Annotated in this window: 25 protein-coding genes; 11 read left to right on the forward strand and 14 right to left on the reverse strand. The window is 56.2% G+C overall.

What is annotated here, in order from left to right:
• Positions 1-14: 14 nt before the first annotated feature.
• Both DEQ92_RS20055 and DEQ92_RS20060 read right to left on the reverse strand, forming a co-directional pair.
• Positions 15-1,382, reverse strand: coding sequence for a hypothetical protein (locus DEQ92_RS20055; RefSeq protein ID WP_115821570.1), 1,368 nt, complete (start codon positions 1,380-1,382; stop codon positions 15-17).
• Between the two features lie 202 nt (positions 1,383-1,584).
• Complete coding sequence (locus DEQ92_RS20060) at positions 1,585-2,052, reverse strand: metal-dependent transcriptional regulator (protein ID WP_115821571.1); 468 nt, start codon at positions 2,050-2,052, stop codon at positions 1,585-1,587.
• Positions 2,053-2,309: 257 nt separating this feature from the next.
• Here DEQ92_RS20060 and DEQ92_RS20065 point away from each other — a divergent pair, with 257 nt between their 5' ends.
• Together DEQ92_RS20065 and DEQ92_RS20070 are read left to right on the forward strand one after the other, a co-directional pair.
• Positions 2,310-2,543: a DUF2249 domain-containing protein gene (locus tag DEQ92_RS20065; protein ID WP_115821572.1), complete on the forward strand. Its 234-nt coding sequence runs from the start codon at positions 2,310-2,312 to the stop codon at positions 2,541-2,543.
• Positions 2,544-2,779: 236 nt separating this feature from the next.
• Positions 2,780-3,955 carry a PLP-dependent aspartate aminotransferase family protein gene (locus tag DEQ92_RS20070; RefSeq protein WP_115821573.1) on the forward strand — a complete coding sequence of 392 codons (1,176 nt, stop codon included), beginning with the start codon at positions 2,780-2,782 and terminating at the stop codon, positions 3,953-3,955.
• A 42-nt stretch (positions 3,956-3,997) separates the two neighbouring features.
• Here the strand turns inward: DEQ92_RS20070 and DEQ92_RS20075 are convergent, their stop codons facing one another.
• Entirely contained in the window at positions 3,998-4,471 is a 474-nt protein-coding gene (locus DEQ92_RS20075) for a redoxin domain-containing protein (RefSeq protein WP_115821574.1), read from the reverse strand.
• A 56-nt stretch (positions 4,472-4,527) separates the two neighbouring features.
• Entirely contained in the window at positions 4,528-5,712 is a 1,185-nt protein-coding gene (locus DEQ92_RS20080; RefSeq protein WP_004967705.1) for a tellurite resistance/C4-dicarboxylate transporter family protein, read from the reverse strand.
• A 251-nt stretch (positions 5,713-5,963) separates the two neighbouring features.
• On the opposite strand from DEQ92_RS20080, the gene DEQ92_RS20085 reads away from it, so the two are divergent.
• Positions 5,964-6,290, forward strand: a complete 327-nt coding sequence (locus DEQ92_RS20085; RefSeq protein ID WP_058828775.1) for a CGCGG family rSAM-modified RiPP protein — start codon at positions 5,964-5,966, stop codon at positions 6,288-6,290.
• Entirely contained in the window at positions 6,290-7,168 is an 879-nt protein-coding gene (locus DEQ92_RS20090) for a succinate dehydrogenase/fumarate reductase iron-sulfur subunit (RefSeq protein ID WP_115821575.1), read from the forward strand. The genes DEQ92_RS20085 and DEQ92_RS20090 overlap by 1 nt, the downstream gene beginning before the upstream one ends.
• 33 nt (positions 7,169-7,201) lie before the next feature.
• Here DEQ92_RS20090 and DEQ92_RS20095 read toward each other — a convergent pair whose 3' ends face one another.
• The 3 genes from DEQ92_RS20095 to DEQ92_RS20105 form a co-directional block, all read right to left on the reverse strand.
• Positions 7,202-7,447, reverse strand: a complete 246-nt coding sequence (locus DEQ92_RS20095; RefSeq protein WP_115821576.1) for a ferredoxin — start codon at positions 7,445-7,447, stop codon at positions 7,202-7,204.
• Between the two features lie 116 nt (positions 7,448-7,563).
• Positions 7,564-8,295, reverse strand: a complete 732-nt coding sequence (locus DEQ92_RS20100; RefSeq protein WP_199522944.1) for a hypothetical protein — start codon at positions 8,293-8,295, stop codon at positions 7,564-7,566.
• Positions 8,296-8,520: 225 nt separating this feature from the next.
• Positions 8,521-8,826 (reverse strand): cupin domain-containing protein, encoded by a 306-nt coding sequence (locus DEQ92_RS20105; RefSeq protein ID WP_115821577.1) that lies wholly within the window; start codon positions 8,824-8,826, stop codon positions 8,521-8,523.
• A 495-nt stretch (positions 8,827-9,321) separates the two neighbouring features.
• On the opposite strand from DEQ92_RS20105, the gene DEQ92_RS20115 reads away from it, so the two are divergent.
• Entirely contained in the window at positions 9,322-9,900 is a 579-nt protein-coding gene (locus tag DEQ92_RS20115; protein ID WP_115821578.1) for a cyclodeaminase/cyclohydrolase family protein, read from the forward strand.
• Positions 9,901-10,200: 300 nt separating this feature from the next.
• Here DEQ92_RS20115 and DEQ92_RS20120 read toward each other — a convergent pair whose 3' ends face one another.
• From DEQ92_RS20120 to DEQ92_RS20135, 4 genes are all read right to left on the reverse strand, one after another.
• On the reverse strand, positions 10,201-11,259 hold the full coding sequence (locus DEQ92_RS20120) for a DUF2249 domain-containing protein (RefSeq protein WP_193493867.1): 1,059 nt from the start codon (positions 11,257-11,259) through the stop codon (positions 10,201-10,203).
• Positions 11,260-11,486: 227 nt separating this feature from the next.
• The gene (locus DEQ92_RS20125; RefSeq protein ID WP_115821580.1) at positions 11,487-12,170 is read right to left on the reverse strand and encodes an FmdE family protein; all 684 of its coding nucleotides are present in this window, start codon (positions 12,168-12,170) and stop codon (positions 11,487-11,489) included.
• Entirely contained in the window at positions 12,163-12,447 is a 285-nt protein-coding gene (locus DEQ92_RS20130) for a sulfurtransferase TusA family protein (RefSeq protein ID WP_115821581.1), read from the reverse strand. Before DEQ92_RS20130 ends, DEQ92_RS20125 begins: the two co-directional genes overlap by 8 nt.
• The gene (locus DEQ92_RS20135) at positions 12,440-13,456 is read right to left on the reverse strand and encodes a hypothetical protein (protein WP_115821582.1); all 1,017 of its coding nucleotides are present in this window, start codon (positions 13,454-13,456) and stop codon (positions 12,440-12,442) included. Before DEQ92_RS20135 ends, DEQ92_RS20130 begins: the two co-directional genes overlap by 8 nt.
• 317 nt (positions 13,457-13,773) lie before the next feature.
• On the opposite strand from DEQ92_RS20135, the gene DEQ92_RS20140 reads away from it, so the two are divergent.
• On the forward strand, positions 13,774-14,658 hold the full coding sequence (locus DEQ92_RS20140) for a hypothetical protein (RefSeq protein ID WP_115821583.1): 885 nt from the start codon (positions 13,774-13,776) through the stop codon (positions 14,656-14,658).
• Positions 14,659-14,738: 80 nt separating this feature from the next.
• Here DEQ92_RS20140 and ddh read toward each other — a convergent pair whose 3' ends face one another.
• Positions 14,739-15,668: a D-2-hydroxyacid dehydrogenase gene (ddh, locus tag DEQ92_RS20145; RefSeq protein ID WP_115821584.1), complete on the reverse strand. Its 930-nt coding sequence runs from the start codon at positions 15,666-15,668 to the stop codon at positions 14,739-14,741.
• Between the two features lie 399 nt (positions 15,669-16,067).
• On the opposite strand from ddh, the gene DEQ92_RS20150 reads away from it, so the two are divergent.
• From DEQ92_RS20150 to DEQ92_RS20165, 4 genes are all read left to right on the forward strand, one after another.
• Positions 16,068-17,702, forward strand: a complete 1,635-nt coding sequence (locus DEQ92_RS20150; RefSeq protein ID WP_115821585.1) for a TrkA family potassium uptake protein — start codon at positions 16,068-16,070, stop codon at positions 17,700-17,702.
• 121 nt (positions 17,703-17,823) lie between these two features.
• Positions 17,824-18,654: a CPBP family intramembrane glutamic endopeptidase gene (locus DEQ92_RS20155; protein ID WP_158547637.1), complete on the forward strand. Its 831-nt coding sequence runs from the start codon at positions 17,824-17,826 to the stop codon at positions 18,652-18,654.
• Between the two features lie 187 nt (positions 18,655-18,841).
• Positions 18,842-19,561, forward strand: coding sequence for a universal stress protein (locus DEQ92_RS20160; protein WP_115821587.1), 720 nt, complete (start codon positions 18,842-18,844; stop codon positions 19,559-19,561).
• Positions 19,562-19,834: 273 nt separating this feature from the next.
• Positions 19,835-22,027 (forward strand): amino acid permease, encoded by a 2,193-nt coding sequence (locus tag DEQ92_RS20165; RefSeq protein ID WP_115821588.1) that lies wholly within the window; start codon positions 19,835-19,837, stop codon positions 22,025-22,027.
• 527 nt (positions 22,028-22,554) lie between these two features.
• Here DEQ92_RS20165 and DEQ92_RS20170 read toward each other — a convergent pair.
• Together DEQ92_RS20170 and DEQ92_RS20175 are read right to left on the reverse strand one after the other, a co-directional pair.
• Entirely contained in the window at positions 22,555-23,163 is a 609-nt protein-coding gene (locus tag DEQ92_RS20170) for a hypothetical protein (protein WP_115821589.1), read from the reverse strand.
• A gap of 3 nt (positions 23,164-23,166) precedes the next feature.
• Positions 23,167-23,478: a hypothetical protein gene (locus DEQ92_RS20175; RefSeq protein WP_058573281.1), complete on the reverse strand. Its 312-nt coding sequence runs from the start codon at positions 23,476-23,478 to the stop codon at positions 23,167-23,169.
• 591 nt (positions 23,479-24,069) lie between these two features.
• On the opposite strand from DEQ92_RS20175, the gene DEQ92_RS20180 reads away from it, so the two are divergent.
• Positions 24,070-25,356 carry a PD-(D/E)XK nuclease family protein gene (locus DEQ92_RS20180; RefSeq protein ID WP_115821590.1) on the forward strand — a complete coding sequence of 429 codons (1,287 nt, stop codon included), beginning with the start codon at positions 24,070-24,072 and terminating at the stop codon, positions 25,354-25,356.
• Positions 25,357-25,756: the final 400 nt, after the last annotated feature.

Below are 25,756 nucleotides of genomic sequence, written 5' to 3' on the forward strand. Positions count from 1 at the left end.
CTGACTCGAAATGGTCATCTTTGAGGGTTCTGATGCCCGTCGAGCGACTCGTCTCCTGACTTCTCCGCAATTTTTGGGACGACGATTTCCACGACCGAATGTGGACTATGTTCTCGGATGACCAGGAGCATACTCGTTGTGAAAACCAGGAACCCGCTCACGACGAGTACACCGCCGGTGACCGTCACGAACCACGGAAGTGAGACCCACTCTGAAGTGACGAGTATACCACTCCCCAAGAGAACGAGTACAAAGTCAATCGCTGCGAGTCGGTCGCTGTAGAGGTCGTCGATCATCGGGACGTCCTCGAGACCGAGCAGGTCGCTGTAGCGATGCACCCAGATAATGAACGGGACGATGTGATACAGAGTACCGAGGACGACGAAACCGATAACCCCCAAGAAGAGTAGGTGGACGAGCTCCGGAGAACCGAACAGCGTGCGGGGTGATATGGGCTCTCGAATCCACTCGGGGAAAGCGAGAACGGACCAGGTGGCCATTGCACCGGCCACGATAGCATACCGCCTGAGCATCGGGGTCGATTCGACATTCGTCTCGTAGAGCCGGCGGCCGAGGATGATACTGAACGAAAAGAGCCCGGCAATCACGAGTAGTGCCCCAACCCGTCCAACGAGAGCGTGTTCGAACAACCGACCTGTCGCTAACCCAATCACTCCGAGCGGGTATCCGACTTCCTCCACGCGGCGGAGCAGGTGGTCGATGCCATGGAGGTCTGATTGAGTGAACATCGTCCCCAACTGATACAGTGCACCGAGAACCGTCGTTAGAACCGCTCCGAATACCGCGAGGGTTGCATGGCTCATTCGGAGAGACCCCTGTGTGAATGGGGTGTTCGCATACAGCGGATGCGTGTACGAGACCGCAAGAACGACGCCGAGGAACGTCACGAGCACGAAGAATCCGAGCGCCATCGCGAAGTGCCGTTCCGTGACGTCCCACGGGCGAACCCCACTCAGTGTTCGGGTGAGATTGTAGACGAACACCCAGAAGCCAGCGAGCATAGTCCCGCCAAAAAGCGGGAGCCAACCGTACTGACCGAGCAGTAGCGAAGTACCGAAGCCGATAAGTCCGGCTACGAGCAGCCAGAGTTGAACGGTCGATAACCGCTCCGAGTGGAGCGACGTCCCCGACCAGACCGGAACGAACTGCGTCATCGCACCCATAATCGTCACACAGACCCACCCGACAAGTGAGAGGTGGACGTGAGTTAACGTCGGTTGTCCGGGGAGCACATCCACCAGTACGAGCGTGCCGACGACTCCGCCCAGTAGTAGGAACCCCAGACCGATAACGAAGTGACGGAGAGGAACCGTCATCGGCGGTTGTTTGTTCGTCTCTACGTTCGCTGGAATCGCACCCATGCCATTACGTTCCGAGCGGGACCACTGTCGGTGTATCTCCGAATATATTCACTTCGACGTTGATTCACAACATGTTGGCTGGCTCTCCTTGATTCAGGTAGTTGAGGGCGGACAGCTCCATTGGTATCGACCAACGACTAAATTCGCTAAGCGCGGCCGTAACACCGCCGAAGGCCTTCTCGGTATTCGTTCGTGCGCTCCACTACACCAAACAGGCAGTACCGGACCGTCCGGATTCAGGACAGGTTTCGAGACACGGTGTGTTCACCCGTTCCCGAAGGCGATACACGCCCTTCTCTGGAAGCGTGAATCCGATGTCGAACGCCGTGTGGTCTTCGAGGGTCGTGTCTAAGACCGAGTCGAAAAAGCTGGTGACGATACAGAACCGCCACGCGACGCGTGATGCGAGTTCTTCGCCGTTGTCCGTGAGCCGAACACCCCGATACTTCTCGTAGTCGACGAACCCTCGCTCGTCGAGCTTGGCGAGCATCTCTGTCACGCTGGCGGGTGTGACGTCCAGATATTTTCGGATTTCACCGGTCGTGACGCGTTCTGCTGACCCCGTCGACAGCACCGAAATCGCGAAGAGGTAACGTGCATTCGACCGTTCGACCTCAGAGAGGCCGGGGAAGTGACTCGTGGCCGACCCTGTTGGATAGTCCGACGACATACATCACGGTCCATCATAGTCAAAGTAAAGCCTGCCGCCGAACCTCTTCGCATCGAAACTAAAACAATCACCGGATATCAGAGGGGGCGGACTTTTGAAAATTCCTGTGAGGTGGGTTTTTGGAAATCAGTATCGAGTTTGCATTAGAACTCACTGAAGTAGATACGACGTCGCCGTAACTATCCGGAGTCGTTTGCCGACTTCCGAATATCTTCGCAATAACGATTTCGCTGAAAGGCTATCACGGTATCAACGTAATGGCCAAACAGAAACTCGACCTGCGCGAAATTCCGCCGCCACAACGGCATCCGAAGATATTCGATGCATTCGAGAAATTAGAGAGCGGTGAAGCTCTGACACTCATCAACGACCACGCTCCGACACCCCTGTATCACCAGATGGCCGCTGAAGTCGAGTCGTTCGATGCCGAAGGATACACCGTCGATCGTATCGGTCCGCGCGAGTTCATCGCGACGCTCCCAAAAAAGTAATCTGAGTGTTCAGCAGAGTTTTTGGTAGAGTGGTTCGGGACCGTACCGATCACAACGATTTCCGTGATGACGAGACGCAAAGCACCTCAGGCTACTTGACCCGAGGTGGTGTACGCGACCGATTCGGTTAGTTAGTCTCACAGATTCCAAAAAACGACTGGTGTTCACGCTCGAATCCGGGACACGTCAATCCCGGTTCGTTTTTGGGTGCGCGACCTGAGGGTCTGAATACTCGTATGAACGATTCGAATTACCACCTCGAAACGCTGGCCACCCGTTTCGATCGGACCGACGCCGGTGTCAACGACGCAGGTGACGTCGTCCCGCCGATACACCTCTCGACTACTCACGAGATGCACAGCCCTGGTGAATCAGAGCATGGATACAAATACACCCGATTCGGAAACCCCACACGAGATGTCCTCGAAGAGAGGCTCACCGAAATCTGCGGTGCCGAACGCGCCGTCACCTGTGCCTCCGGAACCGCTGCGATTGCTGCGACCTGTCTATCGGTCGTCGATGCGGGCGATCACGTCGTCGCCTTCGAGGGTATCTACGGTGGCACGCGTTTGCTCTTCGAAGATTTGCTCGTCGATTCGCTGGGCGCAACCGTCGAGTACGTCGACGCGACCGACGTAGACGCTGTCGACGCAGCAGTTACCGACGAAACGGCTGTCGTCTGGATGGAGACACCGACGAACCCGTTGCTCCGACTCTGTGACCTCGCAGCCGTGGGAGAGATTGCGACGGCGGTCGACGCGACGTACGTCGTCGATAACACGTTCGCGACGCCGTACTTCCAGCGACCGCTCGAACGTGGGGCCGACATCGTCGTCCACAGTACGACGAAGTACCTGAACGGACACAGTGACTCGATGGGCGGAGCCGTTCTGACCGACGACCATTCTCTGGCCGACGCCGTAAAACACACCCAGTCCTACGTACTCGGCGGCACGCTCGGTCCGTTCGATTCGTATCTCGCGCTCCGAGGTCTCCGGACGTTTCCGCTCCGGATGGACCGCCACGAGACCAACGCCGGCGAGCTCGCACGATACCTCGACGACCACCCATCGGTAGCCCACGTCAACTATCCCGGATTGCAACACCATCCACAGCACAACCTCGCTCGCGAACAGATGGACGGATTCGGCGGAATCGTCTCCTTCGAACTGGACGCGACCGCAGCGGAAACACGGGCCGTCCTCGAAGCGCTCGACGTATTCACTCTGGCAGTGAGTCTCGGGGGGACCGAATCACTCGTCGACCACCCTGCCACGATGTCCGCGTCCTACCTTACAGATACCGAACGGGAGGCTGCCGGAATTTCGGATTCGCTCGTCCGGCTCGCCGTCGGCGTCGAACACGTAGACGACCTACTCACCGACCTCGATCAGGCCCTCGAGAACTTGTAGCTGTCAGTGGAACTCAGGGCTTGCGTTGCTTGCAGCCGAAAACTACGTGGCTTTGACCGCCTCGAGTAGTTCGTCGTAGTCGGGTTGGTTTGTCGGGTCGTCGGCAACCCAGTTGTAGGTGACTGTCCCGTCTTCGTCGATGACGAACACCGCCCGATTCGCGACGTTGTAAAGCCCGAGGGGCTCGATGTCGATTCCGATATCGTATGCCTGGATAGCGTCGCCGGCCATATCGCTGACGAGGTCGAATTCGATTTCGTGTTCCTCGCGGAACGCGCCCTGGGTGAACGGCGAGTCAGCACTCACGCCGAAGACGGTTGCCCCAGCATCCTCGAACTCGCTGATTCGCTCTTGGAGAGCGACCATCTCGTTCGTACAGGGAGGCGTGAACGCGCCGGGGAAAAAGGCCAAGACGACTGGACCGGAACCGACGTGCTCGTCGATGTCGAACGATTCGTGGTCACTGGTACCGAGCGTGGCAGTGAAGTTCGGTGCATTATCACCGTTGGATATCATCACGACTATGTTCGACTCACTTACAGAAAAAGCGTCCCCCGAACATCACCGAAGAATCATGCCGATTCCGGAGTCGTCGACGACGAGCGTTCGCCTCGAAGTACCCGCACGACGGTACGTACCATTCCAACGAACGTCAGGGTCCACACTCCAAGCGCGAACCAGCCCCAATACGCTGGGACGACCGAGAGCAGGCCGAATGTACTAATTCCGGCGAGGTTTAGTGTACAGGCGGTGTACATACCCATCGGGAACACACGACCCCACGCGGTCGGTGCATAAGTGTGGAGCTGTCGGCCAAACCCGAGCCGAGACCATGGAACGACGATAACCCACGTCGGGACTCGCGTGTCGATATCGACGGTGAGGAATTTCCAGACGTCGAGAATCAACAGTAATGGAATCCACCACGAGGCAATCGCCCATGCGAGAAACGTCACACCGACGATTACAGGTGCGTACTGCGCCCACCCAACCATCGACTCCAACATCGGGCCGAGTGTCGTCCCGGCGAGTGTCGTGATAGCCGCTGCGCCCATTGTGATCCAGTACGGTCCAGTCCAGTCGTCAGGACGAACCGCACCCTCGAGCAGTCGATAGGTGACGACGGTGACGATAATAAAGTAAAGGACGTATCCCGATCCAAAGTAGCTCATACTCAGCAGAACGATTGCATCGACGTTCGCTGATAACGCGTCAGCCAACAGACCTCCGAGAATCGCAAGCGACTGCATGCAAACGATTACCAACAGAAACGCACCATCGATACGTTCGCTCACGTCTGTTTTGCCTGTCCCGATGAATTCGGTCGCAAACAGGTAGTACAACAGTAGGGGAGTGGCGACTATCATCGTTCCCCAGAGTACGGTCGCCACCCATACGGCATCGAAAAAGACCAGCAGTTGCGTGCCAACTGTATTCGTTGCAACGACGAACGTCAACGTCCCCCAGTGACGCTCTCGATGCCGCAAGTCTGCCAACATACGGTCAGGGAACGCTGCCAGTCGCACCGCGAACAGAGTGAGGAGCAGCCCGTAACAACCAATCGTTAAAGTCGCCAACGACTGTGCGACTGCCGCGACGTCTAGCTCTCGGAACGCAATCGAGACGATTCCAGTGGACATAACGAACCCAAAGTACGCCGGATCAAGCGTTTCAACCGCGTTACCGATGCGGACAGCGAACGGCGCTCCGTCCTCAGTGGGACCGAGTTGGTCGTCTGTTTCAGAGGAATTAGTCATATATTGTCCTCGTAGTAGGAGATGAATCCCACCGTATCGTCCATTGGTGGTCGTTCCGACCATAAGTGAGTACCGTTGCGCAGAGAGTCAGCCGTGATAGCGTCATCCGCATCCGTTCACTCTTCAGCGTTGTGACATCCGGCGTTTTGTGATACGTGTCCAGACTCACTCGGGTCGAAGTCGAACGAGGCTGACTGTCTGGAACCGGTTCCACCCAATCTATTATCTGAGTGGCTTTCCTACACATAGTTATGGCGAGCCATTCTCACGACCACGATCACGATCACGGTGAGACCGAACCGGTCACGGACCGCACACACGACAACTCGTGGTCCGCGAACCTCGAAAAACCGCAGTACGCAGACGACCAGTCGTTGTTAGTGCGGCACGCAATCGAAGCTATCGAACACACGACCAGCGGCCACCACGTCAACCTCGTCACGCACGAATCACACGGCCATCCCGAGTCGTACCTCTACGACGCACTCGCCACGGAGTTCGGTGATTCGGGTGTTCGATGGGAGTACGTCGAGCAATGCGGTTGTGGGGGCTACGTCGTCCGCGCCCACGTCGAATAATGAAACCCACGGGCTCTCACGGGGCATCAACCCCGACGAGCGAGTCAGATGACGAGATTACGCCCCAGCAGCGACGACTCGCACGGAAGCAAGAACGGGGAGAGGCTGCTCGGTCGCAAGCAGTAACCGACGCGTCTGCTGGATCAGACGCCGAAACGGCCCACCTCAAGGTGTTCCGGTACGACCCCGACGTCGAGAGCAAACGGGAACCCCGGTTCGACGACTTCTACGTCCCGTACAAACGGGGCATGACCGTCCTTGACGCACTCATCTACGCACGCGACGAGTTCGACTCGTCGCTGACCTTCCGTCACTCCTGTCGTATGGCCGTGTGTGGCAGCGACGGCTTCTTCATCAACGGACGACAGCGGTTGGGTTGTCAGACGCAGATATCGGGCCTCGACGAACCGATTCGTGTCGAACCGCTCTCCCACCAGCCAGTGATCAAGGACCTGGTCGTCGACATGGACCACTTCTACGAGCGAATAGAGAAAGTCGAACCGTACTTCCAGCCCGACGAACTTCCCGAAGACGACCTCGAAGAACAGCGGCAATCGCCCGAGAACCGTGAGAAAATCAAGATGGCTTCCCGCTGCATTCAGTGTGGTTGTTGTACCTCGTCGTGTAACCCCGCTCAGACCGACGACGAGTACATCGGGCCTGCGGCTATCGTCAAGGGATATCGATTTCACTTCGACGAACGGGAGGGAAAAGACATCAAAGAGCACCGACTGGAACTTCTCGATAAGGAACACGGCGTCTGGCAGTGTCATACGCAGTTTTCCTGTACGACCGTCTGTCCAAAGGACATCCCCATCACCGAGGAGATTCAAGAGCTAAAGCGCGAGTCGGTGAAGCGAAATCTCAAATTCTGGTGACCTCGTCTGTGGGATACCGTCGTCGAGACGGGGTTACGGAACCAGTTGGTTGCCGTCGTCGTCGTAGACAGTAATTGCATCGACTGGGCAGACGCGAGCGGCCATCTTCGCTTTAAATTCTTCGCCCTTTGGAACGTCACGGACGTACAGACCATTTTGGACTTCGTCACTGTCGACGAGCGTCACCTTGCTTGCATCACGGTCCTCGACGAACTTCTCCCACTCGTGAACGCAGTTGAAGATTCCCGTGCAAGTGTCGCGGTCAAATTCGATTCGCATCGTAGTTTGCCCCTGTCGATGAGTGTCTGTTCACGCGCTGAAATGGATCGATCAAGCGTATCGAACGACGCTCAAGCCTCGAAATCGACTACGATTGCAGTCCTGAAAAAACTACTCTATGTCCGCTGAAGCCGATGCTCGCGCTCGATATCTCGTAACTGTGGAATCAGCTCGGAATCCGCCGTTACGTGAATGATATATCGCGGAACGTCTCTCGTGGTTCGTGCCATGAACGGTTCACCCCAGAAGCTCAACAGGGCATCTGTTCGATCGTCGGCCGTCCCACCGAGGATGAACGAGACATTCTCGTCGAGGTCCCGCCAGATCGGCTCCTTGACTACCTCACGATTACGACATTCGGCGACTTTTGGTTTTACTTGGGTCTCCCAGAGCTCGCGTTCGCTTTCGTCGAGGACGAACTGTACTGACGTAACGTCCGAGTTTTCGATTGCGGGTCGCAACAGCGTGTCGAAGAGGTCCTGTGGGACGAACATCAGCAAACAGACGTTGAACCAGATCATCTCACCACCGGCACTCTCACAGAACTGTCGACTCTGCGGACGGAGGCTTCCCGGTCCGATGAGTTCGAGATCACCCGGTTCGAGCGCGTGTCGGATCTCCTGAACGGTCCGTTCTGTGTGTGTGACGGACTCGGCCAGTTCCTCGGCTTCAGACTCTCGTCGCAGGTCCCGGAGGAATAGGAGTGCCAAAAGCACGAGTGAAATCATGAGCAGGACGCTCTCATCGACGATGTGTAGGAAGTGCAGGACGAGTGCGAGTACTGCTGCGAGAATGCCGGCAACAGCGTCCCACTCTATATGCGCCAGTCGTCGCCTCACGAGAAACACCTCATACTGTCCTCCGTTCGCTTATCACCAAGGTGGCCGAGACTAATTGTCTGCCGGTAGTCCTTCAGGGAGAACCCGTCCAACGTGCCCGATCGTCACTCCCTGCTCGCACTGGTGTCTCTTCGCCGTGCTGACAGTGGTCAGAGTTCCCACTCTCTCCTCGATAAAGAGACGAGCACATCCACCGGCCTTTAGGCGCGAAGAGAGGTTAATCAGCTAGTCCGTTTAGTCTTCAGTACCCCGTGCCAGAATGATCAGCGCGGTACTGTCCTCTACTGCCCGAGGTGAGATGTCCTGAGCCCCATCGAACCGGGCAACGTCACCAGCGTTCACGCTGTACGTTTCGTCACCCAGTTGTAACTCGAGCGCTCCCTCGACGAGGTAAAGCACGATGTCGCGCCCGGGATGTGTATGCGGTGCGACCTCCTCCCCCGCAGATAGTGTGAGACGGATCGTTTTCGGCTCCTCATCTGGGAAAACGTTCGCGTGAGGCTGTCCCTCCAGGTCGCCGAGTGTATGAATCGTTGTCATGAATTTCGTCGTTGCAGATCGAATTGGTCGGTTTGGAGTCCAGTTCGTACTGGTTCGTGTTCGATATCGTTCGGTGGCCGCGCAGTAACAGGTACTGCATCCAGTTTTGAATCGGTATCGGCTCTGAGGCCACGGTCAGTGTCTGCTTCGACGACGGCGACGTCGTCCGCGTCGACGTGGTGTTCCTTGTCCCCATCACGGACACTACCTGACCGCGTCTGGACGTGAACGGCTACATCACTCGAAGGGGTGTGACCGGGGACGAATTGTCCAGTCGGAAGTACCCGCAACCGGCCTTCCTCCGGTTACTCTGGAACACTTCGACCGTCGATAATCGTTCGTCGACGTATTCCTGCTCTGTGTCGAAATTGGTCGCAGTCACACTGTTCCCTCCGTTCGACAGATGTCACACCCGATCGACCAGACGGCTATGATTTCAGCCGCCGAATACCGTCTCGAGACAACAGATAACATTGCGGGCTACGATTCACTGGCATGGGACTCGAATCACAGCCGATCGGAGTGTTTCTTTCGGAAGTCGCCTCCGAGAGCGTGGCTCCCGCCGGTGGCTCGTGTGCTGCTGTCGTGGGAGCAATGGGTGCCTCGTTGTGCGAGATGGCGTGCATCCACACGGTCAACGACGAGGAGCACACCGACGGAAAACCAGACCTCGTCGACGCAGGCGAGGAACTGACCTCCCTGCGGGAGCAACTGCTGCACCTCGCTGAAGCAGATGCAGCGGTAGTAGCGGGCCTTCCCGCCGCCTTCGACGGCAATCAAACCCACGTGAAACGAGCGACTGGTATTCCGTTGGCGATTGCTGAATCGTGCCTGCACGTTCTCGAAGCGGCGACAGTAGTGACGGCAGAGGGAAAGAAAACCGTTCTTCCTGACGTCAAAAGTGGGATGTTTTTCACCGAGGCAGCACTCCGTGCTGCCCTCTTCACTGTTCGGACAAACATCGGGTATCTCGATAATCCGCCGTTCGTCGAAAAAATGAACCAACAGACTGACGAGATCGAGGCCTCGGCAGAAAATATGTTAGACGAAATCAGGCCGAAGTTGACGATTTAGCAAAAGTCGACCATCGTGGTCGAGCTGTCGCAAACACACGATATCTGGGAGAAAATTCGTCTCCGTCAACATCCTCCACACGACTAAAGTCGTGGACGCTCATCTCGGGTCTTTGCAAGGACGACATCGACGGACTTGCTCTTATCTCCAACGATATTGTGGTATACGCACATACTCTTCGTGGAAAGTAACGTCCCGAATTCCTCCGCATCCTGTTGGACAACACGCCCTTTGTGTCCGATGCGACGACAGCAAAAAAGCAGTTACGTCCACTGTGAATATTCACGAACGAACGCGCGGTCAGAACGGTGCTTCCGGTTCCTCGCTCGCCACGTCGCTACCGTCCCCGTCAGCCTTGCCGATTACCACTCTGAACTCCCCGTGGTCTTTCTGGCGGTACTCCCACCGGAACTCCGGTCCGGCCTCGGCCTCGAACTGGTGATACAGTGGCCTCGGGTCGTGGTCGTTGACGAGGATGAACCCCTCTCCTCTGTCGAGACCAGCGTATCGCTCGTAGATCAGTTCGTGTCGTCTGGCTGGAGGCAGGTCACGGACGTCGAGTTCCTCAGTGATGTGGACAGCCTCGTCGGTCGACGACGAAGCTCGTGGCCCGGTATCTTCTGTTGAGTTCGTATCCTTGTCCGCCTCTTCCTTCGTGACTTGCACGCGGCAGCGGCCCGGTTCGTCTTCGACGACATCCCAAGTAAACGAGTCACCGTACCGCTGGTGGAACTCCCGCCTGAGTGGCCGCGGTTCGTGGGGAGCGATCAGTTCCATCGTCCCTCCTGCAGGAATCATACCGTATCGGTGGTGGATCGTCGGGTGGCGCTCCTGCTTTGGGATTTCACGGACGTCGTATCGGGTGACGACGTCTTCATCGGTGTGCTCCGACTGAGCGGTCTTCTCGATTTTGACGCGCCAACCATCGGCTCCACGGCTCTCGTATTCCCAGTCGATTACCTCGCCGTGCATCGACCGGATCTCGTAGTACAGTGGCTTCGGGTCGTGGTCGTTGACGAGGACGAACCCCTCGTCCGGTGCCAGCTCGTCGAAGATATCGAGAAGCGCCTCGTGTCGTCGCTGCGGTTTCAGGTCACGAACGTCTATCGTTCCGAGTTCTCCGTCGGCTAGCGGACCGCCTACGGTCACCTGAAGTTTTCTGGGCTCTTCGTTGGGGTGTTCGTACTCCCACTTCACGGCTCGGCCACGTTCGATCTGGTACCGGACCAGATGCGTGTCTACGTCCCGATCGGCCACGACCTCGAGTTCGTCGCCGGATTCTGCATCAGTCAATGCATCGAACAGCACCTGTCGGTACTCGTCTTCTGGCCGATTCGTCAGGGTAAGTGATGGTGACATCTCGATAGTGTTCTTTCCCGTAGGTAGCATTTGTACTCTGGTGCGAATGTCTTCGGGACCGTATTCAATTACGAGCGAGCGAAAAGTCGCTATTCAAACGCTAAACGGATACGACTCCAGAGCAAGTTCTCGGCCAAATTCACAGTCAGTTACGGTTCAACGAATATCTCCAGTACTACTATTTTCGAAGAGCCAGTAGACAGTGCCTCCCACGGGTACCGATAGTATTATTCGACCTCCTCAACCGAGAATGGTCCTCCATCGGGGGGTGCTTCGAGGATACGCTGGACGCGGTCGTGCCATTGGTCGCGGAACGCGTCCGTTTCCGCGTCATCGGCAACACCGGAAACGACCTTCGAGAGCATTTGCATCGGTTTGCCACCGTTGGTGTCAGGGTCGACGCCGGTCGCTGACGGGTCGAACGAGATGACGACGGCAGCGCCGGTATCGCTCCGTTCGAACCGAAACGTTCGGCCCGGTCCGTCTACGTTTCCAAACGTGAGATGGTTTTCCCTCCCACCGAACCCCCCGAAGCCGGCGAAGCCGGTCTCGCCAGCAGCGCCAGTGATATGACGGACCACGTTCGCCATCGGCCCGAGGCCGGGTTCACCCGGATCACCGCCAACTGTCACTTCGACATCCGACCGAACCGGGTATTCGTTCGGATAGATTCGGTCGAGTGCGAGTTGCGCACTTCGATATGCACCGGAGACTGCCGGACAGGCGTGTCCGGCCGCTTTAGCTACGTCGACGAAGGTCACGACTAGCGGGTCGCCCTCCGGTACCATTCCGAGGACTTCCGCAAGCGGATCACGGATCCGGATGGGTTCGGCACTGGCAAGGCGCTGCCAGGGGGTTTCGTGGTGTTTTCGCTCGATACTACCGGTCGGTCGAGATTCGTTATCACTCATGGTGGATCTCCAAATAGGTCGTGTACTCTTTACGGAGGAGCCGTCCGCGCTTACTCTCGATAGCGAGTAGTTCGTGCGGTGTCTGTTCCGCCAGTTGCGGATACTCCTGTTTTGCTCGTCTGTCGGTACTCTTTATTACCAACACAGCACCATCTGGCAGGTCTTCGAGCGCACGCTGGACCTGTGCAATCCCACTCGCACAGCCACGGCCGCGGTTGTCGACGGTCATGTCCGGATCGATGTCGGGAGCCGTGTCGGAGACTGTCGACTCAGTCATCACTCGTCACTCCCGTGGGCTCGCCGGTCGGTTCGCTATCTATCGAACCGCTCTCTTGCGTACTGCCTCCACCGAGATCATCGAGTTCGCAGACGCCCTCGATTGGAGAACAGGCCCGCCACATCGGACAGAGTTTGAAGATGACCACCAGCAGACCGATGAACCCGACCTTTGCGAGGACAGCTAACCCCACAGTGTACCCGAGATACGACGTGGCGTTCGTTCCGAGACCGTCTACAGCCTGATAGATGCCAGTCAGGAACAGTGTGGGGATGATGAAACGAACTGCCCATCGAAACCGTTCGAGTTGCTCACCTGCCGCTCGAACGACATCGAGCGTCGGGCGTTTCTGTCCCGTCGGAACGGCGACGAAGATGTTCCACACTGCGCCACCGACCCATACGGCGAACGATAGGAGATGGAGTATACGGACGCCTGAGGCAACGAGGTCTGGGCCGCGCATCGCGACGTCAGCGACAGCTGTCGCGACGACGACTGCAAGCGCGAGTATCAATACGGCCAGCCCGACTGTACTCCGGAATTGGCGTTCGACGGCAGCGCTCCGATGCGTCGTCACGATGACGAGCGAGAGCCATACCGCCATCAACGCGGCGTATCCGAGAACCCACGTCGTTCGCCCGAAAGCAACCGAGTACTCCCAGAGGACAGCCGTGCCGCAGACTACGAGTACGGCGATTGCACCGGTGGCGATACGGTCGAACCGGTCGTACATCTCGGCACAGTAGTCGGCGGCTTCGTCCCCGAGATCGGCTGGACGAACGAAGAGGTGTTTCCAAACGAAGCCACCCGTAAGGACACCCAGTGCAACGAAATACGCCCACTTAGCCGCGACGAACAGGAGGTCTGCGGTTCCGCTGAGAGTCGTGGTGACCCACGTACCGACCAGCGAAGCAGCCAGAATAACCGCTAGCGCTATCTTTGGAAGCGTGTATCTGTCGAAGAGCGCATCCGCCTGGTCCATAGTGACTTGGGTCTGAGATTCTGGCATGGCGACTGAGATCTCCTCAATGAGAAATTAGGATACCCAAAAGTAAGTTTCGTGCCGGAGATATTCGGCCGAACGTACTCGGTGGTTCGTCGGGAAGACCTCCGATATGGGCACGACATCTACCGACCGAGAGTACGACGGTACTGTCGACTCGTCGTCGGTAGGGGGCTACCTCACTACGAAGAGGACACTTGACCTGCCAACGGCTGGATTCGGGTCGCATCTCAACCAGAGCAAAGAGATGACAGCGTCCCAGACGGACCAAGAGGGTCCGGTAGGTGACTGATGAGTACACGAATCGCAGGACATCGACAGAAATGACAGAATCGATAGACAGTACTCGAACGACAGTCGAATGGCGACGGATATCTCCCACCGATATCACCCCACCGATCGTTCGGCGGATTTCGTATCTCGAACTCAAACTCGAACACCCCGCCCTCGAGCCGAGCGGCCACAGCGACCGTTTCTTCCCCGATGCAATTCCGTACGAATCCGAGGGTACCTCGCGAGTGTTCTACTGGCGGCCGGCGTTGGCACCGTCAACCACCGACCCGATGGATTGGGAACTGGCCTGTGCGACGACTCACGAACTCGTCGGTTTCAACTCGCTTCCAGCCAGTGGGCCACCGCTCGTTACCGAAGGTGCGAGCGGAACGATACTCGTCGTCGACGGGACGGTTGCCGGCGACGCGACGACGAGTCACGTGAGTTCGTACTCTACTCCCGATCTCTCCATCGATAGTCGGTCCGATACGGTGGCCGAGCTGTCAGTAAACGGAACATCCCACTCCATCCCAGTCGGTACGAGGCGTCGTATACGTCTCTCCGAGCAATGCATCCAACCGGTGGGGAGTGACAGTGGGTCAACGACAGTTACACCGGAACTCGTCGTCCGCTACCCCGGACGTCGCGAACTGCATCATCCAGCCCGCAGCGGAACGTATCGACTGTTTCCGTCTTTCGGCCTCGATCTCGACGGGATTCCGAATCCGCTACCGGTTCCGACCACGGCTGGGGAACTCGACGATAGAGCCTTGGCGACGAAACTGGGCGTCGACCTCTCAAAACATGCCTATCCCGAACGAGTTCTCTGGCAGGCTTTCGCTCACACAGCATTCAATCTTCAAACCGATATGACCCCAGCGTTGACAACGCTAAATACGGGTCACATTGTGCTTCGGACGAGGGAGACCAGGTGACGCCGACTCTCGGGGTGTGAAAAAGTTCCGTCGGTCGGTACGGGCTCGAAGAATTCGGCTTTTAACCGGTAAACGGGCCGTTAGACCACCCGATTGACGAGTTCTTCTCCAGCATCAATCTGGGTAAGGTTCTTTTGGACGAGATCGGCGACGTTCCGGTAGTAATCTTCGGTGAACCCCGCACAGTGCGGAGTGATGAGAACTTCCTCGGACTCCCAAAGTGGAGACTTCTCGGGGAGTGGTTCTGCCTCGAAGACGTCGAGTGCGGCCCCACCGAGCATCCCTGCATCGAGGGCATCAACGAGTGCCTCTTGGTCGACCACTGGTCCGCGAGCGACGTTGATCAATATCGCATCGTCTCGCATCGCGGCGAACTCTTCTGTCGATATCAGATGGTGAGTCTCGTCGACGAGCGGAACAGCGAGTACGACAAACTTCGAGTCCCGGATTGCAGTCTGGAGATCATCAGGGCTGTAGACTGTTTGAACCCCGTCGAGAGGTTCGCCGGAGTGACGAACGCCGACGATGTCGAGGCCAAGTGCGGAAGCCCGATTGGCGACACCTCGGCCGAGTGTTCCTAACCCGACGATACAACAGCGTTCTCCCGCCAGCGTATACGCTTCGTCCCATTCCGGTGGTGACCACTCTCGCTTAGTCTGCGATTTCACTGCTGGGAGCAGTCGACGAGCAAACGAGAGCATGTATCCCACGACTGTCTCGCCGACCGCAGGTCCGTGGATACCACTGCTGTTTGTGAGGACCACTCCGTGCTCGCGTAACTCGTCGAACGGAAAGCGGTCCACACCGGCCTGAATCGAGTGTATCCAGTTAACATCATCGAGATAGCTCTCGTGGTAGGCCATCGTAACGACCGCATCGTACGATTCGAGGGAGTCGATACCGGCGTCGACGACAGCGGCATCGACCGTCTCTGTGAGAGCATCTCGCAACACCTCGGGGGGAAAGACGGTTGAGACGGATTCGTCAACCGCAATGCTAGAAACCTCCATACTCGCTTCGTTCGGTAGAGGGGGTATTCAAAACTACGGTGGACTATGTCTTGATAACGCCTCATTCGAGAGTGAACTACCCCACCCTACTCGCTCACGGATTTCGCCGTTCGCTCCTTGAGAAAGGGTCTTAGCGCCTAATTCCAGTTAAATGACGTTTGTATTTGATTCTCTGTTTGACAGCTCACCGGTCTCAAGCGACCTTTTTCCGGAAACAGTGGGGTGTGAAGTTCGGATAGCAGCGGTTAGGCTGAGAACTGCCCCCCCCCTCAATCACGAGTACGACCGTACTGACGCTACCTGGGTGCTAGAACAATATGAGGGACTGTGCAAATTCGTCTCGAACCCTCGACTGCTGTCCCACGATGGTTTAATGGAGCCGACTTCGTTTCCATCAGTATGGACAAGTGGCAGCGTCGAACTATTTATTATTCGCTCCTACTCATCGGCATAATGCTCGTCTACGCGACCCTGTATCATCAGGGAATGCGGATCTATGAGGGCGAGTCTTTATCATTTCTTCACTCGTTGCAGGTCGTCGTCGAAACGTTCACCACGACCGGGTTCGGATCGGATGCGCCCTGGGACACCCCAGAGATGAACGCGTTCATCATCATTATGGACCTCACAGGAGTCGCTCTCATCTTCATGGCTCTGCCTGTGTTGGTGTTTCCGTTGCTCGAAGATATCCTCTCGACGACAGTCCCGAAATCAGTCGACAATGGGCTTGAAGGTCACGTAATCATCTGTTCGTACACCTCTCGGGCCGAGGCACTTATTACTGAACTCGAATCCTGGGACGTGGACTACGTCATTGTTGAGCCAGACCGTGACCGTGCAACTGAACTCTACGAAAGTAGCTATCGGGTTATCCATGAGGACCCCGAATCAGTGACTGGCCTCGAACAGGCAGAACTCAAATCTGCTCGGGCACTCGTTGCTGACGTCTCTGACCAGGTGGACGCGAGTATCGTTCTCACCGCTCAAGAGGTCGCAGAGAACGTGCCGATTATCAGCGTCGTCGAAGATCCCGACCGAACAGTCTATCATCGCCTCGCAGGCGCCGACGAAGTACTGTCCCCTCGACCACTTCTCGGCGAGAGTCTCGCGTCAAAGGTGACGACGTCCGTCACTGCCGATCTGGGAGACGCGGTTGAAATCGGTGATGACTTCGAGATCGCGGAACTCCCCATTCATCGAGGCAGTCGACTTGTCGGCACGACGCTTGCCGACAGTGGGATTCGCGAGCAGGCGGGCGTCAACGTCATCGGGGCGTGGTTCCGTGGCGAGTTCGAGACCCCGCCCTCTCCGGACGCCACACTCACGAACGGCACGGTGCTCCTCGTCACCGGTCGTGAGGACCAGCTCGAGCAACTCAAGGAACTCACTCTCTCAGAGGTCAGACGCTTTGACCGCGGGAAGACGATAGTCATCGGTTACGGGCAGGTCGGCAGTACGATCACCAGTGCACTGGATGAAGCCGGCCTGCCGTATACCGTGGTCGACCAGACAGAGATGGAGGAAGTCGACGTCGTCGGTGACGCGATCGAGCCGGAGACGCTTCGGGAAGCGGGGATCGACAATGCCCGATCGGCTATCCTGGCGCTCCCCGACGACACGACGGCGGAGTTTGCCACACTCGTGATTCGAGATATGAGCCCCCGGACGGAAATCATCGCCCGCGCCGAAGAAACTGAGAGTGTCCAGAAGATGTATCGTGCCGGCGCCGACTATGTTCTCTCACTTGCCACCGTCAGCGGCCGGATGATTGCATCGACGATTCTTGAAGATGAAGACGTTCTGTCGTTAGACCAGCAGGTGGAAGTTGTCCGCACGCAGGCCCCCAAGCTGGTGGGTCAAACAATTGGCGAGGCGCTAGTTAGATCGAAGACCGACTGTACGATTGTCGGCGTCGAGCGTGAAGGTACCGTCATTACCGATGTAGGTCCGGGCCTCAGAGTCGAATCTGGCGATGAACTCATTATCGCAGGTACTGACGAAGGCATCCGACGGTTTAACGAGGAAATGTCATAAATATCGCCCCGCCCGACTAACGACACGAACTCACGTGGGCCCGTACATACGCGAATATCTCCGCCGTCTCCGTTTGCTCTCGTGGAACGAGCGAGAGCAGCGACTACGGACGCTTCTTCGCGTGTACGTGTTCATGACGGTCTATGCTATCGTCTCCGTGTCACTTCCAATCCTCATCGACCCGCCAGGGGATGGACTATTTCACTCCGCTGTACTTCGGGTCCTCTTGGTTTGCTGCACAATCGGACTCCTAATCGGAGCGGCGATTTACCTCGACAAGCGGCCCCTTGAGGAGTATGGACTCGAACCCAACCGTGGGTGGATATTCGACCTCTTTGCAGGGCTCGTTATTGGAGGCACGATTCCCACAGGATCGGTGTTACTTGGTGTCGCTGGGGGCTGGATAACCGTCGGTGGAACAGGGTATACCTTGACAGCTATCTTCCTTCGAGATGTCAGTCTCGCTGTCGTAATCATCACCGGTATCGCGGTAGTCGAAGAACTCGTCTTCCGGGGATACGTCCTCACGAACGCCGTTGAGGGAATGGACCTGCAGTGGGTGTCTGAAACGACAACGATCGCAACTGCCTGGAGTGTGTCAGCGCTCCTTTTTGCAATTGCGCATCCAGCCCCGACACTCGTTGCTGGTCTTCATTTCCTGAGCGCCGGACTCCTGCTCGGATTTGCATATCTCGTTTCGGGGCAACTTGGCCTTCCGATCGGCATCCACGCCGGATTCAACTTCGTATCTGGGTATGTCTTTCCGATTGCGTCCGGTTCATCGGTGACTATCATTGCACTCTCTGTGGGTGGGCCTGCATGGCTTACTGGACAGACCGGTCTCATCCAGACCGGGCTTCAAGTACTAGCAGCACTCTTGATAATGGGGTGGGTTTGGTTCCAAACGGGGCATCTCGGTATCAGTCCGACGATTAAATCAAAGCTCAAGTAGAGAGTGCTGATTGGGTATCGGTATAATGCCAGCGTGAGATATCACCGTACCAGTTTCCCGGCCCGGTATAACTCGGATTCTGCCCTCGAAGTGAGAGACTCACTCCTTGAGTGTTGATTTCTACCTCCGAAGCATGGGCATTCGACACGAACAATGAAGCCAGTCGTCCGAGAAGAAGGTGACAAGCATGCCGCTCACTGGCGACTCCACGGTTCTCGTTCCGGTCGATGTCTCTGTAATGGAGCCACCCGATCAAGTGGTACTCGAACTCCTGAGACCCGTCAATATTGTCGTTCTCGGCTACTATCCCGTTCCCAAGCAGACCGCCCCAGCGCACCTCAAGGAAGATCACGAAGCCGAAGCAGCAGAGCGATTAGGGAATATCGTGAGCAAGTTTGCTCGCGCAGACCACGACGTTGAGGATGTCCTCGTGTTCACGAAAGATCGGCGGGACACCCTCGACCGGATCGCAGATCAGTACGGTTGTGATGCCGTGTTCGTTCCTGGAGAGACGGATACCGTCGAGAAAATTCTCGTCCCCTTACGGGGAGATGTGAATCTCGAGCGAATCATCTCTCTCGTTGGTGAGTTGGTTCGGGCCAGCGACGCTGCAGTCACGTTGTTTCATTCGGTTCCCAAGGGGACAGATCCGAGTCAGGGCGAGTTCATCCTCCGCGGCGCTGCCGATCGCCTCTCTGAGGAAGGGGTCGACCGGGACCGAATCGACTGGAAACTCTCAGAGGGTGGCTCACCGAAGCGAGACATCATCGACCTCGTAGCGGACTACGACCTCGTTGTTCTCGGAGAAACGGAACCATCGCTTCGCGACCGCATCCTCGGTGCAGTGCTGACACCGATCCTCAATGAGATCGAGAAACCAGCAATCATCGTGAGAGATATTGAGTGAGGATTTCCAGTTGATGTATACGAGGTTTACTACAGTAGTAACTGCACAGAATGTCTCGCGACGATCTTCACCACATAGAACAACAGCGCCACCAGCGACGGTAGTACAAGAGGGACGGGGCTGTGCGTGCGCTAGCTATCGGCAGGCCTCTCTGTCCGACGACCGTGTCGGATCCTCGCGATTGAACCCGAGCAAGAGCCCTCCAGCGGTGTATGAAAATCGGGTGACGCTCCAATCGATCTGCATGCTACAGAACTCCGGGATGGTGAGCCGATGAGCGACCGAAGCGGACAACTTGAGCGAAACATCGGGTTCCTCGAGGCGATGACGCTTGGTGGCGGGACGATGATCGGGGCCGGCATTTTCATCCTTCCCGGGATCGCAGCGGAAGGTGCTGGCCCAGCGAGTTCGATATCATTCGTCATTGCTGGGTTCGTTGCTCTTCTCGCAGCCCTCTCACTTTCCGAATTGGCGACGGGAATGCCAGTCGCCGGTGGGAGCTACCACTTCGTGAACCGTGCGCTCGGAGGCTTTTTCGGGAGCATCGTCGGGTGGGGGATGTGGACCGGTCTGATGTTTGCGAGCGCATTCTATATGATCGGGTTTGGACAGTATCTCGTCGAACCGATTCCGTTCCTGGATGGTCGGGCACTCGTTATTCTTCTGGGACTCATCGGCTTGGTACTGATTGTGGGTGTCAACTACTACGGCACGGAGGAATCGAGCCAGCTACAGAACATCATGATCGGCGCGGAAACCGCTATCGTGCTCGCCTACGTCGCTCTCGGACTGTTCTTCATCGACCCCGCGAACCTCGATCCGTTTGCACCGACGGGACCGAGCGGTATTATCGCCACCACCGGCGTCGTTTTCGTCTCCTTTCTCGGATTCGAGATCATCGCGACCGTCTCGGGAGAGGTCAAAAACCCGAGCAGGAATATCCCGCTGGCGATGATACTCTCGGTCGTGCTGGTGACGATTCTCTACGCGTTCGTGATGATCGTCACGACTGGCGTCGTTCAATACGAGACGTTAGGCGGCTCGCTCGTTCCAGTTTCAGATGTTGCGGTCGTATTCATGGGCTCAATCGGAGTGGTGGCAATCGTGGCAGCTGCAGCGATCGCAGCGATCTCGAGTTCGAACTCCTCGATTCTCGCGGCAGCACGAGTGAACTACGCCATGGGTCGGGACGAACTGATGAGCGACTGGTTGAACGTTACTCATGACCGATTCGGTACTCCCCATCGAGCAATCGTCGCCACTGGTGCCGTGACGGCACTGCTGATCACCGCAGGACTCAACATCGAGACTATCGTTGCTCTCTTAGCCGAAGTAGCGAGTTTTAGCTTTCTCGTCTCGTACTCGCTTGTCCACGTTGCCCTCGTCGTATTCCGCCGTGCTGATCCCGAGGCATACGAACCAACGTTCACGATACCAGACCCGTTGTATCCAGCAGTTCCGATCCTCGGGGTGTTGTTCGCAGTCCTAGTCATCTCGCAGATGGCGCCGATCATCATTCTTCTCGGGCTCGGAATCGTCGGTCTTGGTGTCGGCTGGTACTTCATCTACGTCAGAGACCACACGATCGACACCGGCCTCATCAGTGATGCGGTCTCTCCGGTCTCGAACCCGTACAGAGTCGTCGTCCCAGTTGCAAATCCGGAGACACAAGGTGACTTGATCCGTCTTGCCGCCGCCACTGCACACGCCCATACCGACGAAGGGACCCCAGAGCTCGTGGCCGTCAACGTTCTCCAAGTCGCAGACCCGTCACCACAGCAAAACATCGAAGCCGAGCGGCTGGAGCACCAGCACGACCTCCTCAAAGCCGCCCGGGACATCGCAGAGGAAATGGACGTCCACTTACGGACGGTAGCTCTGAACGGTGAACGCGTCGACGAGACAATTCTAGAGGCCATCATCGATGAGGGAGCCGATCAGGTGCTGCTTGGTTGGCGGGGAACGCTTACTCGACAGGGACACGTGTTCGGGCCAAATCTCGACTCTGTCGTCGAGAAGGCCCCATGTGAAGTGACGCTCGTCACGCTCCACGACGAAACGGTCGGCACTCCCGTAGCCCTCGCAGGTCCCGGTCCCCACTCACCGGTCGCTGCACGGCGAGCAGTCGATTTCGCGACCGTCGATGGGACGATGCCGACGCTGCTGAACGTCCAGCGACCGATGGCGGATGGAAACGCTGACGCACTCAAACGGGGAGAAGCAGTGATCGAAGACGTTGCTGAACGAGCAGGGCTCGATCCGGAGGAGTACGAGAGTGACGTGATCGTCGACGACGATATCGAGGCTGCGATACTCGATACGGTCAATCACTACAACACGATCTGTGTCGGACTTTCCGAACGGAGCGAGGCATCTCGAATCATGTTCGGGACGATTGCAGAGCGCATCAGTCAGGAAGCGACGAGTAACGTCGGGATCGTGCGTGGCTCTGGTGACGACAAGTGAATTATCCTACCCTACCGCTCGCCTAACGACTCGCGCATGAGGGTGTCGTCAGAACTCTCTGAGTTCTGACTTCTAACCAGAAGTCTGTGACTTCTGGTGATGGGGCTTCCTGTTTCCACGACGCGCTTTGCAGACACCAAAGTGTCTCTTCAACCCTGGATTGATTTCATATAGCGACATATAATATACTCTTGATTCCCTCATAGAGGCCCCAAATTACTAATTTTCGTTGTGTTAGGACCACTCCCGCATAAGTTATTAGTATATTTGGTTGTCATATAATCAGAGACCAACGAAAATCACACATTCAGAATCACCCCAACACGGACCGAGCGGGTTACTCGCACATGAGAAGGCGTGAATCAGCAGTCTGACTCCCAGGGTTTGGAGGCTGAAGAAGAGGTATCAGAGAACGAGACGAGAGAGCGCCGCTACAAGTGGTCTCAAATGAGCCTCGACGAACTCGTTGACGTCAGCCACCGCGTCAACCTGCGTTGCGAATGACGTCGATCTACCTGGTTCACTTGTCAGGGCAATAGGTTTCCATCTAAGTACGAACTGCAGTCAATCGGGATTTCCTGCCAAATCGCTTGTATCACACTGTAACTCGTCCACCCCTCACCCTCCAGAAGCTCTCCACACGCCTCACAGAATTCCTGCTTCGAACAGTTGCCGTTCTTGTGGAGTAAGTAGAGTAGATAGGAGGGAGCGACTGCAACACCGTATTGGTCTCGTTCCTCGAAGACTCGGTTTATCGATTCTCGACCCCTCTGATCCATGAGAACGACGAACGTGTAGCTTTCTGGGTTCTGTGCGAGTTCTTGTTTTAACGACTGTTCTCCAGCGTCCGGCCCATGCGGCCGGGGAACGCTATTGATTGTGGTAAACGCCGTGTTTGAGTTGTCTTCAAACGGTTTGAGTGCCGCTACACTTCCATCGTAAATCCATTTTTGACGGCTCCCCTCAGGTGCATATTCAGACTTGTCGCGGATGTGTCGCTTCAACTCATGAATGCAGACGTTCGTCGTCGTCAGGTTGAGATTGCCTACAACCGTCGGCCACAGAGATGTATTTGCTACAGAAATGAGCGCGTCGGTATCCACAAGGACAGGGTGCCGTATCTCGTCTGAACCCATTCGTTACTCGTTCTGGAAGACGCCATCGGTACTGAGCGTCTCCGCCTTCCCGACTGCCTCGCGCTCACGCTCGATATCTTCGAGCAGATCTCCAATGAGGATCTTTGCAACGCCTTCGTCCAGTTCTCCGTCGAGGTACTGTTGGTGCAACTCGACTCGCTCTTCATTCGAGAGTACTTCCCGAAGCTTCTCCTTGAGACCCTCTCGAGCGAGTTCACTGATGTTAATCCCTCCCAGACGCATCTCACTGAGGCGTTGACTTGCACGCTTCTCGTCAGCCCCCCTAAACTGGATTTTGTCGTTGTTTGTTGCCATGGTAACCGGAGATAATCGCTCTACAAATATATCTGTTGTGACCAGCCATCCGTGTCATGACAAACTGTTCTGGTGGAAATCCCAATATAATGATAAAGAGAATTTCTCTGTCTGTTGCACATCGCTTCTGACAGTACTCAGTGAGGTCTCTGCGACCGTGATGAATACAGAGCACGAGTGTGGCACCGAGTCAATTTGAGTGGAGTCGGTGACCTGCTCGCAGGATAGTTTCTTACTTTGACCGCTCAAACATCGAGTAATGAGTGACGCTGCGTCTCCCCCAACTGAATGCCCTGAATGTGGTGCCGTCAATTCCTATGTGAAACGATTCGAGACTGGCGGAGGGTGGCGAGCGGTATATCGATGCTCGAGCTGTGGGCATCAGTATGTCCCGACTTCCGACGATTCCATCTCTCTTTGATTTTGAACACCCAGCTTGTCGAACAAATTGGGACTAATAAGCAGATATTTCCAACCTTCCTCTGCTGAACTCACCCTCTATACGTGTCACGAAAAATTTGTCAAAACCATGTATTTCAACATGAAATATTTTTCAACAATACTATGGTACCATGCTCTCTGTAATGACTAATGGAAGACAGCGAGGGGGATAGCGAGGATATCGATGAAATACTGAAACTCTACAGTCAAACGACTGCCACGGAGACGACGACCTTCGATATCCTCGATGCGGCGCGCGACGAGCGGACACATACGAAGTACCTCAGGTGGGCGCTTGATCCCGACGGCAGTCACGGCCTCGGTGTCACCTTTCTGAACCGGTGTTTGAACGCTGCAAGCCAGGTCGGACACGCCATCGAAGAGGTGGATGAGGATGCAGTCAAGTCAGTCGATGCATTCAGTCGAGACCCTGATGACACGGAGTTGGATATTCGAATCGAGACCGATACTCGACTTATTGTGTTCGAACTGAAGACGCAGTCCAATCTTCGTACCAAACAGATCAGCAAGCAAACGCGCTACCTCACAAAGCAGGAGGAGAACGAGATGATCGAGTCGTGGGATTACATCCTGCTCACGCAAGCACACCAACGTTCGACGCACTCGCACCCACACCTCCGATGGGATGACGTTCACAGAGAACTGGCAGCTACCGTTGGCCAGGTTGAGTCAGACACGGATCTACTTCGCCTCCACGACTGGATGCGCTCGATCGACCAATATCTCGTCGATCAGCGGGATTTCGGGCCAAAATCCAAACTCGTGCTTCGATATGGAGAGACGCTGGATGAGTTGGGAATTCCCTACGATGCAGAGGCATACATCCGCGACCGCGTCCAGTTGTTCAAGCGACTGCGGAAGTGGCTCCGCGTGCAATATGACCTGTCTTCGGAGACGGGAGACGAGTGGACGTCACGAACGCTCCAATCGCGCATACAGCGAAATACTGATATCTATCGTATCGGCAAGAAACGGTGGAAAGACGTCGGTGTCCGGTTCGAGGTCTTGGCACGTGACAAGCGTCTCAAACACGGAACAGACCACGACGACAAGAACCGCTATCGGTCGCTTGACTCACTGATCGAAGTGACACTTCGTCACATCATCAACAAGCGAGACACTCGGTCGTCTCCAGAAAACCCCACAGTAGGTGCCAAACAACGAGAGAGACTCCACGACAAGCTTGTTCAAGATGGGCAGTGGGAGTCGTTACGAGCAGCGGGCTTCAGACGCACGCGAGACCTGTTGACAGACGAGCAATCTCTGAATAGATACCATCAGTATTCCCGTGAGATTATGCTGTTCGACCGGGACGGAGCTGTCTTTCCCGCCGTGCGAGATGCGGTTGAAACGCTGATGAATACTCAATCCTCAATCGACGAGTTTGTCGAAGCTGAGCAGGCTCGGAAAGAGTAGCTGGACTTCGTCAACCAGAGAAGCTACCGTTCGAAGAGATCCCTTGTAGTGTCTGAGCGAATTGTGACATGGCTGCTACAAGAAGAACTGATACATAATTAAGCACCCATGGGATGCGAACCTGTACCCAAACGGTTGCGACGTTAGACCCATGGACAACCAGCTAGCTTTGTTAAATACTGACATTAACCTCGTTTGGCCTTGTTGAAACCCTCAACCAGTGATAGGTTCCAGCGGTCATGCTGAATACAACGCGTGAGTCGGTCATCATAACTATAGTAACCGTTAGAACTTTTTGCACGGGAACTGTTGCAAGAGATAGTGAAGCATCTCGACGAGATCACCGTCGAGGAATTGCACGATGCCCTCGACAACGTGGACGGAAAGAAGCCGACACAAC

This window comes from Haloferax sp. Atlit-6N (assembly GCF_003383195.1).
Classification (GTDB): Archaea; Halobacteriota; Halobacteria; order Halobacteriales; family Haloferacaceae; genus Haloferax; species Haloferax gibbonsii.

What these genes read in the sequence shown, in the direction of transcription:
- DEQ92_RS20055 (WP_115821570.1), bottom strand. Translation starts at nt 1,382, where the DNA reads ATGGGTGCGATTCCAGCGAACGTAGAGACGAACAAACAACCGCCGATG.
- DEQ92_RS20060 (WP_115821571.1), bottom strand. Translation starts at nt 2,052, where the DNA reads ATGTCGTCGGACTATCCAACAGGGTCGGCCACGAGTCACTTCCCCGGC.
- DEQ92_RS20065 (WP_115821572.1), top strand. Translation starts at nt 2,310, where the DNA reads ATGGCCAAACAGAAACTCGACCTGCGCGAAATTCCGCCGCCACAACGG.
- DEQ92_RS20070 (WP_115821573.1), top strand. Translation starts at nt 2,780, where the DNA reads ATGAACGATTCGAATTACCACCTCGAAACGCTGGCCACCCGTTTCGAT.
- DEQ92_RS20075 (WP_115821574.1), bottom strand. Translation starts at nt 4,471, where the DNA reads ATGATATCCAACGGTGATAATGCACCGAACTTCACTGCCACGCTCGGT.
- DEQ92_RS20080 (WP_004967705.1), bottom strand. Translation starts at nt 5,712, where the DNA reads ATGACTAATTCCTCTGAAACAGACGACCAACTCGGTCCCACTGAGGAC.
- DEQ92_RS20085 (WP_058828775.1), top strand. Translation starts at nt 5,964, where the DNA reads ATGGCGAGCCATTCTCACGACCACGATCACGATCACGGTGAGACCGAA.
- DEQ92_RS20090 (WP_115821575.1), top strand. Translation starts at nt 6,290, where the DNA reads ATGAAACCCACGGGCTCTCACGGGGCATCAACCCCGACGAGCGAGTCA.
- DEQ92_RS20095 (WP_115821576.1), bottom strand. Translation starts at nt 7,447, where the DNA reads ATGCGAATCGAATTTGACCGCGACACTTGCACGGGAATCTTCAACTGC.
- DEQ92_RS20105 (WP_115821577.1), bottom strand. Translation starts at nt 8,826, where the DNA reads ATGACAACGATTCATACACTCGGCGACCTGGAGGGACAGCCTCACGCG.
- DEQ92_RS20115 (WP_115821578.1), top strand. Translation starts at nt 9,322, where the DNA reads ATGGGACTCGAATCACAGCCGATCGGAGTGTTTCTTTCGGAAGTCGCC.
- DEQ92_RS20120 (WP_193493867.1), bottom strand. Translation starts at nt 11,259, where the DNA reads ATGTCACCATCACTTACCCTGACGAATCGGCCAGAAGACGAGTACCGA.
- DEQ92_RS20125 (WP_115821580.1), bottom strand. Translation starts at nt 12,170, where the DNA reads ATGAGTGATAACGAATCTCGACCGACCGGTAGTATCGAGCGAAAACAC.
- DEQ92_RS20130 (WP_115821581.1), bottom strand. Translation starts at nt 12,447, where the DNA reads ATGACTGAGTCGACAGTCTCCGACACGGCTCCCGACATCGATCCGGAC.
- DEQ92_RS20135 (WP_115821582.1), bottom strand. Translation starts at nt 13,456, where the DNA reads ATGCCAGAATCTCAGACCCAAGTCACTATGGACCAGGCGGATGCGCTC.
- DEQ92_RS20140 (WP_115821583.1), top strand. Translation starts at nt 13,774, where the DNA reads ATGACAGAATCGATAGACAGTACTCGAACGACAGTCGAATGGCGACGG.
- ddh (WP_115821584.1), bottom strand. Translation starts at nt 15,668, where the DNA reads ATGGAGGTTTCTAGCATTGCGGTTGACGAATCCGTCTCAACCGTCTTT.
- DEQ92_RS20150 (WP_115821585.1), top strand. Translation starts at nt 16,068, where the DNA reads ATGGACAAGTGGCAGCGTCGAACTATTTATTATTCGCTCCTACTCATC.
- DEQ92_RS20160 (WP_115821587.1), top strand. Translation starts at nt 18,842, where the DNA reads ATGCCGCTCACTGGCGACTCCACGGTTCTCGTTCCGGTCGATGTCTCT.
- DEQ92_RS20165 (WP_115821588.1), top strand. Translation starts at nt 19,835, where the DNA reads ATGAGCGACCGAAGCGGACAACTTGAGCGAAACATCGGGTTCCTCGAG.
- DEQ92_RS20170 (WP_115821589.1), bottom strand. Translation starts at nt 23,163, where the DNA reads ATGGGTTCAGACGAGATACGGCACCCTGTCCTTGTGGATACCGACGCG.
- DEQ92_RS20175 (WP_058573281.1), bottom strand. Translation starts at nt 23,478, where the DNA reads ATGGCAACAAACAACGACAAAATCCAGTTTAGGGGGGCTGACGAGAAG.
- DEQ92_RS20180 (WP_115821590.1), top strand. Translation starts at nt 24,070, where the DNA reads ATGGAAGACAGCGAGGGGGATAGCGAGGATATCGATGAAATACTGAAA.